Source organism: Streptomyces sp. NPDC005648 (assembly GCF_040605395.1).
Classification (GTDB): domain Bacteria; phylum Actinomycetota; class Actinomycetes; order Streptomycetales; family Streptomycetaceae; genus Streptomyces.
Window position 1 is genome coordinate 30,689 of record NZ_JBEXCS010000087.1, and the last position, 11,824, is coordinate 42,512.

The 11,824-nt window shown below is 69.6% G+C and carries 8 protein-coding genes; 3 read left to right on the forward strand and 5 right to left on the reverse strand.

Annotated features, from left to right (window positions below):
• Positions 1 to 191 precede the first annotated feature (191 nt).
• From ABZT17_RS35500 to ABZT17_RS35515, 4 genes are all read right to left on the reverse strand, one after another.
• Positions 192 to 2,318, reverse strand: coding sequence for a 3-hydroxyacyl-CoA dehydrogenase NAD-binding domain-containing protein (locus ABZT17_RS35500; RefSeq protein ID WP_356355244.1), 2,127 nt, complete (start codon positions 2,316 to 2,318; stop codon positions 192 to 194).
• Positions 2,315 to 3,541, reverse strand: coding sequence for an acetyl-CoA C-acyltransferase (locus tag ABZT17_RS35505; RefSeq protein WP_356355246.1), 1,227 nt, complete (start codon positions 3,539 to 3,541; stop codon positions 2,315 to 2,317). The genes ABZT17_RS35500 and ABZT17_RS35505 overlap by 4 nt, the downstream gene beginning before the upstream one ends.
• A gap of 122 nt (positions 3,542 to 3,663) precedes the next feature.
• Positions 3,664 to 4,692, reverse strand: a complete 1,029-nt coding sequence (locus ABZT17_RS35510; protein WP_356355248.1) for a LacI family DNA-binding transcriptional regulator — start codon at positions 4,690 to 4,692, stop codon at positions 3,664 to 3,666.
• Positions 4,689 to 7,061 (reverse strand): glycoside hydrolase family 2 protein, encoded by a 2,373-nt coding sequence (locus ABZT17_RS35515; RefSeq protein WP_356355250.1) that lies wholly within the window; start codon positions 7,059 to 7,061, stop codon positions 4,689 to 4,691. Before ABZT17_RS35515 ends, ABZT17_RS35510 begins: the two co-directional genes overlap by 4 nt.
• A gap of 164 nt (positions 7,062 to 7,225) precedes the next feature.
• On the opposite strand from ABZT17_RS35515, the gene ABZT17_RS35520 reads away from it, so the two are divergent.
• From ABZT17_RS35520 to ABZT17_RS35530, 3 genes are read left to right on the forward strand one after another with little or no spacing between them, the layout of a single operon-like run.
• Positions 7,226 to 8,551, forward strand: coding sequence for an ABC transporter substrate-binding protein (locus tag ABZT17_RS35520; protein WP_356355252.1), 1,326 nt, complete (start codon positions 7,226 to 7,228; stop codon positions 8,549 to 8,551).
• Positions 8,548 to 9,546, forward strand: a complete 999-nt coding sequence (locus tag ABZT17_RS35525; protein ID WP_356355254.1) for a sugar ABC transporter permease — start codon at positions 8,548 to 8,550, stop codon at positions 9,544 to 9,546. The genes ABZT17_RS35520 and ABZT17_RS35525 overlap by 4 nt, the downstream gene beginning before the upstream one ends.
• Positions 9,543 to 10,373 carry a carbohydrate ABC transporter permease gene (locus ABZT17_RS35530; protein WP_356355256.1) on the forward strand — a complete coding sequence of 277 codons (831 nt, stop codon included), beginning with the start codon at positions 9,543 to 9,545 and terminating at the stop codon, positions 10,371 to 10,373. Before ABZT17_RS35525 ends, ABZT17_RS35530 begins: the two co-directional genes overlap by 4 nt.
• A 32-nt stretch (positions 10,374 to 10,405) precedes the next feature.
• Here ABZT17_RS35530 and ABZT17_RS35535 read toward each other — a convergent pair whose 3' ends face one another.
• The gene (locus tag ABZT17_RS35535; RefSeq protein ID WP_356355258.1) at positions 10,406 to 11,686 is read right to left on the reverse strand and encodes a ribonuclease D; all 1,281 of its coding nucleotides are present in this window, start codon (positions 11,684 to 11,686) and stop codon (positions 10,406 to 10,408) included.
• Positions 11,687 to 11,824: the final 138 nt, after the last annotated feature.

Sequence of the window (11,824 nt, forward strand, 5' to 3'; positions counted from 1 at the left end):
GCGGCTGGTCGGCTGAGCCCGACGCCCCCGGTCCGGCGTCCCTGGTCCGGAGGCCTGGCGTCCCCGGTCCGGAGAGCCGACACCCCCGGTCGGAGGCCCGCACCCCGGTCGGAGACCAGGCGCCCCCGGTTCGGAGAGTCGAAGAGGGCCTTCGCCCGGCGGCGGAGGCCCTCTTCGCTTGCGCTCGGGTGTTACGCCGGGACCGACGCCAGACCCGGAGCCAGGAACTTCTTGCCGTTCACGCGCTCGGAGACACCCTCGCGGTCCAGGTACGGCGTGATGCCGCCCAGGTGGAAGGGCCAGCCCGCACCGGTGATCAGGCAGAGGTCGACGTCCTGGGCCTCGGCGACGACACCCTCGTCGAGCATGAGCCCGATCTCCTGGGCGACGGCGTCCAGAACCCGCTCGCGGACCTGCTCCTCGGCCAGGACGACATCGCCCTGCTTGAGCAGCGCCGCGACCTCGGGGTCCAGCTCCGGCTTCCCGCTGTCGTAGACGTAGAAGCCGCGCTTGCCCGCCTTGACGACGGCCGCGAGGTTCTCGGAGACGGTGAAGCGGTCCGGGAAGGCCCGGTTGAGGGTCTCGGAGACATGCAGACCGATGGCCGGACCGACCAGCTCCAGCAGCACCAGCGGCGACATGGGCAGACCGAGCGGCTCCACGGCCTTCTCGGCGACCTCGACCGGCGTGCCCTCGTCGATGACGTTCTGGATCTCGCCCATGAAGCGGGTGAGGATGCGGTTCACGACGAACGCCGGGGCGTCCTTCACGAGGACCGCGGTCTTCTTCAGCTTCTTGGCGACGGCGAAGGCCGTGGCCAGCGAGGCGTCGTCGGTCTGCTCACCGCGGACGATCTCCAGCAGCGGCAGGATCGCGACCGGGTTGAAGAAGTGGAAGCCCACGACCCGCTCGGGGTTCTTCAGCTTCGACGCCATCTCGGTGACCGAGAGGGACGAGGTGTTGGTGGCGAGGATCGCGTGCGCCGGGGCGACCGCCTCGACCTCCGCGAACACCTGCTGCTTGACGCCGATCTCCTCGAAGACGGCCTCGATGACGAAGTCGGCGTCCGCGAAGCCCTCGGCCTTGTCGAGCACACCGGTCACCAGGGCCTTGAGGCGGTTGGCCTTGTCCTGGTTGATACGGCCCTTGCCGAGCAGCTTGTCGATCTCGGCGTGGACGTAGCCCACACCCTTGTCGACGCGCTCCTGGTCGATGTCGGTCAGCACGACCGGCACCTCCAGGCGGCGCAGGAAGAGCAGGGCGAGCTGGGAGGCCATCAGGCCCGCGCCGACGACGCCGACCTTGGTGACCGGGCGGGCCAGGTTCTTGTCCGGGGCCCCCGCCGGGCGCTTGCCGCGCTTCTGCACCAGGTTGAACGCGTAGATGCCGGCGCGCAGTTCGCCGCCCATGATCAGGTCGGCGAGGGCCTGGTCCTCGGCGTCGTAACCCTGCTGCAGGTCGCCGTTCTTGGCGGCGGCGATGATGTCCAGGGCGCGGTAGGCGGCCGGAGCGGCGCCGTGCACCTTGGAGTCCGCGATGAAGCGGCCCCTGGCGACGGCCTGGTCCCAGGCCTCACCGCGGTCGATCACCGGACGCTCGACCGTGACGTCGCCCTTGAGGACGTTCGCCGTCCAGAGCAGCGACTGCTCCAGGAAGTCGGCGCCCTCGAAGATCGCGTCGGCGATCCCGAGGTCGAAGACCTGCCGGCCCTTGAGCTGCTTGTTCTGGTTGAGGCTGTTCTCGATGATCACCGAGACGGCCTTGTCGGCACCGATCAGGTTCGGCAGCAGCACGCAGCCGCCCCAGCCGGGGACCAGACCGAGGAAGACCTCGGGCAGGGAGAACGCCGGGATCGCCTTGGAGACGGTCCGGTAGGAGCAGTGCAGACCGACCTCGACGCCACCGCCCATCGCGGCACCGTTGTAGTACGCGAAGGTCGGCACCGCGAGGCCGCCGAGGCGCTTGAAGACCTCGTGGCCGCCCTTGCCGATGGCGAGCGCGTCCTGGTGCTCCTTCAGGAGCTCGACGCCCTTGAGGTCGGCGCCGACCGCGAAGATGAACGGCTTGCCGGTGACACCGACACCGACGATCTCGCCGGCCGAGGCCTCCTTCTCGACCTGGTCGAGGGCGGTGTTCAGGTTCGCCAGCGAGGCCGGGCCGAAGGTGGTCGGCTTGGTGTGGTCGAGGCCGTTGTCCAGCGTGATCAGGGCGAAGCGGCCCGCGCCGAACGGCAGGTCGAGGTGGCGTACGTGCGCCGACGTCACGACCTCGTCGGGGAACAGCTCGGCCGCGCCCTTGAGGAGTTCGGTGGTGCTCACTTGTCGCCTCCGGCGTCCTTGTGGTTCGGGTTCTCCCAGATCACCGTGGCGCCCATGCCGAAACCGACGCACATGGTGGTGAGGCCGTAGCGGACCTCCGGCTGCTCCTCGAACTGACGGGCCAGCTGCGTCATCAGACGGACGCCGGAGGAGGCCAGCGGGTGGCCGTAGGCGATGGCGCCGCCGTACTGGTTGACGCGCGCGTCGTCGTCGGCGATGCCGTAGTGCTCCAGGAAGGCGAGCACCTGGACGGCGAAGGCCTCGTTGATCTCGAAGAGGTTGATGTCCTCGATCGACAGGCCGGCCTTGGCGAGGGCCTTCTCGGTCGCCGGGATCGGACCGTAGCCCATGACCTCGGGCTCGACGCCCGCGAAGGCGTACGAGACGAGGCGCATCTTCACCGGCAGGTTGTTCTCGCGGGCGAAGTCCTCGGAGGCGATGATCGAGGCGGTGGCGCCGTCGTTGAGACCCGCCGCGTTACCGGCGGTGACCCGCCCGTGGACGCGGAACGGGGTCTTGAGGCCGGCGAGGCTCTCCAGCGTGGTGCCCGGGCGCATCGGCTCGTCGGCGGTGACCAGGCCCCAGCCCGTCTCACCGGCCTCAGCGTTGGTGCGGCGGACCGAGATCGGCACCAGGTCCTGCTGGATCTTGCCGTTGGCGTACGCCTTGGCGGCCTTCTCCTGCGAGCGCACGGCGTACTCGTCGGCGCGCTGCTTGGTGATCGACGGGTAACGGTCGTGCAGGTTCTCCGCGGTCATGCCCATGAACAGCGCGGACTCGTCGACCAGCTTCTCGCTCACGAACCGCGGGTTGGGGTCCACGCCCTCGCCCATCGGGTGGCGGCCCATGTGCTCCACACCACCGGCGATGACGGCGTCGTAGGCACCGAAGGCGATCGAGCCGGCCGTGGTGGTCACGGCGGTCAGCGCACCGGCGCACATGCGGTCGATGGAGTAGCCCGGGACCGACTGCGGCAGCCCGGCGAGGATGCCGGCCGTGCGGCCGAGGGTCAGGCCCTGGTCACCGATCTGCGTGGTCGCGGCGATGGCGACCTCGTCGATCTTCTTCGGGTCGAGACCCGGGTTGCGGCGCAGCAGCTCCCTGATCGCCTTCACGACCAGGTCGTCGGCACGGGTCTCGTGGTAGATGCCCTTCGGGCCCGCCTTGCCGAACGGGGTACGGACGCCGTCGACGAAAACGACGTCCCTGACGGTACGAGGCACGATGGCTCTCCTCCAGATGCGGGATGGCACTGCTGCGGCACCCATGCGCTGAGCGCGCGCTCAGGTCCATGCTACTTATCGGTAACGTAGCTGCACAGTCCTGGAGGGTGGAGCGGCGAACGTCACACCCGGGGAGGGGCGGTCGAACCCCGGGGAGTCAGTACGGGAGTGGGCACGGGGTGCGATCCCGGCCCGTCCCCCATGATCACCCCGAACAGCGTACGCGCCACGTCCGCCCCGAATCCGTGCACGTCATGACTCATGGCGGAGAGCGTCGGACGGGTCAGTCGGCACAGCTGGGAGTCGTCCCACGCCAGCAGCGAGACGTCCCCCGGCACGCTCAGCCCCATCTCCGCCGCCACCGAGAGCCCCGCCACGGCCATGATGTCGTTGTCGTAAACGATTGCCGTGGGTCGGTCGGGCGCGGACGCCGTCAGCAGGGACCGTGTGGCCCGGGCCCCGGCCTCCCCCGAGTAGTCGGTGGTGACCTGCCAGGCCCCGGCCAGCTCCAGGACCCCCGCCGCCTCGTCGAACGCGGCCGTCCGGGCCGCCGTGTGCCCCAGCGCCGCCGCGCCCCCCACGCGCGCGATCCGCCGATGCCCCAGGGCCGCGAGATACCGCACGGCCTCCCGCACCGCCGTGGCGTCGTCGGTCCACACGGACGTGAGTCCGCCCGTCAGCGACGGATGCCCCACCGCCACCACCGGCATCCCCAGCCGCTCCACCGACGCCACCCGGGGATCGTCCACCCGGAAGTCGACCAGGATCGACCCCCCGACCTGCCGCCCCCGCCACCACGACTCCTGCAGCCCGACCTCGTCCTCCACGTTCCGCACCAGCCGCAGCAGCAGTGAGCAGGACCGCTCGATCAGCACACTCTCCACGCCCGACACGAACTCCATGTAGAACGGCTCCAGGCCCAGCAGCCGCGCCGGCCGGCAGATCGCCAGCCCCACCACGTCCACCCGCGACCCGGCCAGGTTGCGCGCGGTCAGGTTCGGCGCCCACCCCAGCTCCCGGGCCGCCTCGAAGATCCGGTCCCGGGTCGCCTCGGACAGCCCGGGCTTGTGGTTGAAGGCCAGCGACACGGCCCCCTTGGACACACCGGCACGCGCGGCGACGTCCTTGATGGTGACGCGGGAGGTGGTCATTCGGCGGGCTCCAGGCAGTACAGGGCGGCTCGGGCGGCATCCGCGTCAGGAGTCTCCCAGCCGCGTACGCCGATGGTGACCCGTTCCCCGGGCAGCAGCGTGACCAGCCCCCGGTCGGCCCGCGCCCCCGGCCGCAGCCGGTCCGCCTGCAGCAACAGATCCCGTACGAGGGTGCGGGCCGTCACCGTCACCGAGCCCGGCGCCACACTCACGTCGAACTCGGGCCGTGGATACGGCACTTCACGGTCCGGCGCGGGAAAGTACACGGCCCTGAGCCCGTCCGCGTCGGCCACCAGGAACTCCTTGGGACCGAGCGGCGCCAGCTCCGGTGGTACGCCCACCTCCGTGACCGCCCGACGCGGGGCGTCGAACCGCACGCCGCCCTCCGCGACCACCTCCCCCTCGACCGACATCCGCCGCAGCCTCAGCACCCCCGTCCACGCCTCGCCCGCCTGGTTGACGGCCGCCGACACGAGCCCGGCAGCCCGCACCTGAACCGTCAGCAAGCGGTCGGCGTACAGCCGCCGCAGCTCGTGATACAGCGGCTTCTCCCGCCCGTCCCCGTCGATCGCGGCCCAACTCGTCACCGGCCAGCAGTCGTTGAGCTGCCACACCACGGTCCCCGCGCACACCGGCCAGTGCGACCGCCAGTGCTCGACGCCGGCCGCCACCGCCCGCGCCTGGTTGACCTGAGTCAGATAGTGCCAGCGGTCGAAGTCCCCTTCCGGCACGGCGAAATGACGAGCCAGTCCCCGCTCCAGCTTGCCCTGCCCGTCGTCGGCCTTCTGATGGTGCAGCAGGCCGGGGGAGTCGACGGCGAGCTCCTCGCCGGGCAGCGCACGCGCCAACGTGGCGTGCGCGGGCGGCGCCTGCCATCCGAACTCGGCCACGAAACGGGGTACTTCACGCAGGTACTCGGTGTAGTCCGCCCGGTTCCACACCTCCCACGAGTGGTGGGTGCCGTGCGCAGGATCGTTCGGATGCCGCTCCCACGACCCGGACCACGGACTCCCCGCCGTGTAGGGCCGCGTCGGATCCAACTCGGCCACCACACGCGGGAGTACGCCCAGGTAGTACCCTTCGCCCCAGGAGTCCCCGGCGAGCGGCTCCTCCCATCCCCAGTCCCTGAAGCCCCACAGGTTCTCGTTGTTGCCGTTCCACAGCACCAGTGACGGATGCGGCATCAGCCGCACCACGTTCTCCCGGGCCTCGGCCTCCACCTCGCCCCGCAGCGGCTGCTCCTCCGGATAGGCGGCGCAGGCGAACGGGAAGTCCTGCCAGACCAGCAGCCCCAACTCGTCGCAGGCGTCGTAGAAGTCCTCGCTCTCGTAGATCCCGCCACCCCAGATCCGCACGAGGTCCACCCCCGCGTCGGCGGCCTGACGCAGCCGCTCCCGGTAGCGCTCCCGCGTGATCCGCGAGGGGAAGACATCGTCCGGGATCCAGTTCACGCCCCGCGCGAAGAGCCGCTCACCGTTGACGACGAAGGTGAACCCCGTGCCGTGCGCATCGGCGGAGGTGTCCAGCAGCACGGTCCGGAAGCCGACCCGCCGCCGCCACACGTCCAGCGCCTCCTCGCCGTGCAGCAGCGTCAACCCGACCTCGTACAAAGGCTGTTCGCCGTATCCGCGCGGCCACCACAGCCGCGCCCCCGGCACTTCCAGGCGTACGACGCCCGCCGTGCCGTCGATCTCCCCGCGCACCCGCGCCCCGCCCACCGTCGCGTCGACGGCCAGCGGTGCCTCCACCCGGGTGCGCTCGACCTCGACATGCAACTCGACGACACCCAGGCCGTCTTCGACGGTCACCAGCGGCCGGACCCGAGCGATCCGCGCCGTCGACCAGGCCTCCAGCCGCACCGGCCGCCAGATCCCGGCGGTCACCAGCGTGGGCCCCCAGTCCCAGCCGAAGGAGCAGGCCATCTTGCGCAGGTACTGATACGGCTCCGCGTACGCGGCGGGCCGCTCGCCGACGCGCCCCCGCACCGCCTCCGCCTCCGCGTACGCGGACACGAACCGCACGGACAGCCGCCCTCGCATCCCGGTCACGTCGAAGCGGTAGGAGCGGTGCATGTTCCGTGTCCGGCCCAGGAGCCGGCCGTCGAGCGAGATCTCGGCGACCGTGTCGAGACCGTCGAAGACCAGGTCGGTCTGCTCGAACCGCCCGCCCCCGGCCCCGAGTTCGGTCTCGTACGTCCACTCCCGCCGCCCGACCCACGCCACCTCCGTCTCGTTCGTACCGAGAAAGGGGTCCGGGATCGCCCCCGCCGCCAGCAGATCGGTGTGCACACAGCCCGGCACCGCGGCCGGCAGCTCGGACCCCTCGTGCAGGAGGACCCATCCCTCGTGGATCGGCGTCGCCTGAAGCATGCACTCTCCCTAAACCGTTTCAGCCCGGTGAGCGAAAAACTTTCTCCAGCCTTGGCGGAATACGGACTTTACCGGTTAAGAAAACGTTGTCAGAGTACCGAACCAGCCAACCCGCCCGTGCTCGTCCGTCCCTCGTCCCGTGAACGTGAACGGAGCTGATGCACATGTCCCGCCGTACAGTCCCCGCCGTACTCGCCACCGCCACGGCCGCCGCCCTGCTGCTCTCGGCCTGCACCGGCACCGGAGGCGCCTCGAAGGGCGCCGAGGCCAAGGCGCCCGCCGACCCGTCCGAGGTGAGCGGCACCATCAAGGTCCTCACCCAGCGCACCGATCTCGTGCAGGACGGCACGATGACGAAGTACGCCGCCGCGTTCAACAGGACGTATCCGAAGGTCAAGGTCGAGTTCGAGGCCCTCACGAACTACGAGGCCGAGGTCAAGATCCGTATGAACACCGCCAACTACGGCGATGTCCTGCTCATCCCGGCCGTCATCAAGAAGAACGACTACCCCCGGTTCTTCGCCTCGCTCGGCACCCAGGCCGAACGCGGCAGGAAGTACCGCTTCACGGACACCACCACGGTCGACGGCAAGGTCTACGGCCAGAGCCCGATCGGTGTGAGCCCCGGCTTCGTCTACAACAAGCGGGTCTGGCGCGAGGCCGGCGTCACCAAGTGGCCCACCACCCCCGCCGAGTTCCTCACCGACCTCAAGGCCATCAAGTCCAGGACCGACGCCGTCCCGTACTACACCAACTTCGCCGCCCAGTGGCCGCTGACCTCCTGGACGTATGTCAACGGCTCGCCCAGCTGCGACACCGGGGCCACCACCGAACTCGCCGACGGCGACCCCTGGGCCAAGGGAAGCGACCTGCGCGTCGGCGACACCCTGCTCTACGACATCGTCCACCAGGGCCTGGCCGAGAAGGACCCGACGACCACCAACTGGGAGCTGTCCAAGCCCCAGTTGGCCAAGGGGAAGATCGCCACGCAGTGGCTCGGCACCTGGGCGATCATCCAGTTCCAGGACGCGGCGAAGAAGGCCGGCGTGAACCCCGACGACATCGGTTTCATGCCGTTCCCGGCCCAGGTGAACGGGACGTTCTGCGCGGTCGTCGGCCCCGACTACAACCAGGCCGTCAACGTCCACTCCAAGCACAAGGAGGCGGCCCGCGCCTGGATCGACTGGTTCACCGACAAGTCCGGCTACGACAAGGACAACCTGGCGATCTCCCCGCTGAAGAACGCGCCCCTGCCCGATGTGCTGAAGCCGTACGAGGACGAGGGCGTGAAGTTCATCGAGGTCAGTGACGCCAAGGGCGCCCAGGTCAAGGAGATCGACGACCAGTCCGAGGTCGGCATCTACAAGCCCGACTACCGGCAGGACCTGGTCGACCTCGCCCGCGGCGCCCGCGGCGGCACCCTGGACTCCTTCCTCGCCGGCCTCGGCAGGAAGTGGACCGAGGCGCAGAAGACCGTGGGGTCCCGATGACGGACACCACCCCCAAGAACACCCCCCACACCGCCCACAGGAACACCACCCCAAAGACGGCCGTGGACAAGGCCACTTCGGCCCCGCCGCCCACCACCGGTCCCCTCCCGGCCCCCGCCCCGCGCCGAGCGCGTGTGTGGCGGGGCCTCACCCCCTGGCTCTTCCTGCTGGCCCCGCTCGCCCTCCTGATCACCTTCACCTACGCGCCGATCGTCAACATGTTCGCGTACAGCTTCACCGACTGGGACGGCGTGAGCCCCGAGCTCCACTACACCGGCGTGGGCAACTACACCGAACTCTTCACCCGCCCCGACCTCTTCGAGGTCTTCTGGGTGAGCGGCTACTACCTGGCCGCCTCCGTGGTCCAGATCGTCGCGGCCCTCTACTTCGCCACGATCCTGAGCTTCAACGTCCGTTTCCGGAACTTCTTCAAGGGCGTGCTCTTCTTCCCGTACCTGATCAACGGGGTGGCGATCGGTTTCGTCTTCCTCTACTTCTTCCAGGACGGCGGCACCCTCGACTCGGTCCTCGCCCTCTTCGGCCACCACACCGACCACGCCTGGCTGGGCACCCCGGTCTCCGCGAACATCTCCCTCGCCGGCGTCTCGGTCTGGCGTTACATGGGCCTGAACTTCGTCCTGTTCCTGGGCGCGATCCAGTCCATCCCGGGGGAGTTGTACGAGGCGGCCGAACTGGACGGAGCCAATCGCCGGCACCAGTTCCGCCACATCATCGCGCCGGGCATCAAGCCGGTCCTGACCCTCACCGTCATCCTGTCGATCTCCGGCTCGCTCTCGGCCTTCGACATCCCGTACATCATGACCGGCGGGGCGACCGGCACCGAGACCTTCGTGATCCAGACGGTGAAGCTGGCCTTCCAGTTCAACAAGACCGGACTGGCCTCTGCGGCGGCCGTGGTCCTGCTCCTGATCATTCTCCTGGTGACCTGGATCCAGCGACGCCTGGTCCCCGACGACAGGGTGGACCTCGTATGACCCGCCGAGCCGTGGCCCGCGCCCTGGTCCATCTCTCCCTGATCGCGGCGAGCGTGGTGGTCCTGCTGCCGCTCCTGGTCGTGTTCCTGACGTCTCTCAAGACGGAGAAGGAGACAACGAACGACACGGGAGCGCTCAGCCTCCCCGCCGACTTCCTCAACTTCCACAACTACGTCACGGCGTTCCAGGACGGCCGGATGCTCTCGGCCTTCGGCAACACGGCCTTCATCCTGGTCGTGTCCGTCGTCGGCACGGTCCTCATCGGCTCGATGACGGCGTACGCGATCGACCGCTTCACGTTCCGTTTCAAGAAACTGGTCGTGGCCCTGTTCCTGATCGCCGCCCTGGTCCCCGGCGTCACCACCCAGGTGGCGACCTTCCAGATCGTCACCAGCTTCGGCCTCTTCGACACCCGCTGGGCCCCGATCGCCCTCTACATGGGCACGGACATCGTCTCGATCTACATCTTCCTGCAGTTCGTCCGCTCGATCCCGATCAGCCTGGACGAATCGGCCCGCCTGGACGGCGCGAACGCCTTCACGATCTACCGAAAGATCATCTTCCCGCTGCTCAAGCCCGCCATCGCCACGGTGGTCATAGTGAAGGGGATAGCCGTCTACAACGACTTCTACATCCCCTTCCTCTACATGCCGAACCAGGATCTTGGCGTGATATCGACGTCCCTGTTCCGCTTCAAGGGCCCGTTCGGAGCCCACTGGGAAACGATCTCCGCGGGAGCGATCCTGGTGATCCTCCCGACCTTGATCGTCTTCCTGTGCCTGCAGCGTTACATCTACAACGGTTTCACCCGAGGTGCGACCAGATGAGACGCCTCGTTTCCCAGGACGGTCGGCGGCGGTCAGGCGGACAGGGCGGCCACCAACACCGGCGTGACCTGCTCCACCTGCCAGGGACGCGCACCGAATCCCGCGAGCGCGCTCCCCACGGTTTCCGCGTCCACCACCTGCGGCGGCTCCCAGCAGACCCGCCGCACCGTGTCCGGCGTGATCAGGTTCTCCTGAGGCATGTTGAGCCGCTCGGCCAGCGCCGACACGGCCGCCCGTGCCGCGGACAGCCGAGCCGCGGCGGCCGGGTCCTTGTCGGCCCAGGCCCGCGGCGGCGGAGGCCCGGTCACGGGCTGTCCCGGCGCCGGCAGCTGCTGCTCGGTCAGGGCCTTCGCCCGCTCGACCGCGGCCTGCCACTGCTCCAGCTGCCGCCGCCCCATCCGATGCCCGTAACCGTTCAGCGCCGCCAACGCCTGCGTGTTGGCCGGCAACGCGAGCGCCGCCTCCACGATGGCCGCGTCGCTCAGCACCTTCCCGGGCGACACATCCCGCCGCTGAGCGATACGGTCCCGGGTCTGCCACAGCTCACGTACCACGGCGAGCTGCCGGCGCCGCCGCACCTTGTGCATCCCGGACGTCCGCCGCCAGGGATCCTTGCGCGGCTCGGCCGGCGGCGCGGCGGCGATCGCCGCGAACTCCTGGTGCGCCCACTCCAGCTTCCCCTGCCGGTCCAGCTCCTTCTCCAGCGCGTCCCGCAGATCGACGAGCAGCTCGACGTCGAGCGCGGCGTACCGCAGCCACGGCTCGGGCAGCGGCCGGGTCGACCAGTCGACCGCGGAGTGCCCCTTCTCGAGGACGAAGCCCAGGACACCCTCGACCATCGCGCCGAGCCCCACCCGGGGGAACCCGGCGAGCCGGCCGGCGAGCTCGGTGTCGAAGAGCGACGTCGGCATCATGCCTATTTCGCGGAGACAGGGAAGATCCTGGGTGGCGGCGTGCAGCACCCACTCGACGCCCGAGAGCGCCGCACCGAGCCCGGACAGATCGGGGCAGGCCACGGGGTCGATCAGCGCGGTCCCCGCGCCCTCGCGGCGCAGCTGCACCAGATAGGCGCGCTGGCCGTAGCGGTAGCCGGACGCCCGCTCGGCGTCGACGGCGACGGGTCCGGAGCCCGCGGCGAACGCGGCGATCACCTCGGCCAACGCGTCCTCGTCGGCGATCACGGGCGGAATGCCCTCGCGCGGCTCCAGCAGAGGGATCGGCGCCTCGGCTGCAGAAGATCCGCCATCGTCCGGAGGAGCGCCTCCGGGGGTTCGCAGTGAAACGTCTGCTGCGGTGTCTTGGGCGTCGGTCACATGTCAAGGGTATCCGTGTATCGACGGCGCCTGCCGACGGAACGTTCCGTCGGCGGCAGCCGCCATGGCGCCCATCCCGGCGCCGATCACCGCAATCCGTCCCATGCCCGCGACCTTATCGACCGCCACTGACAGTCA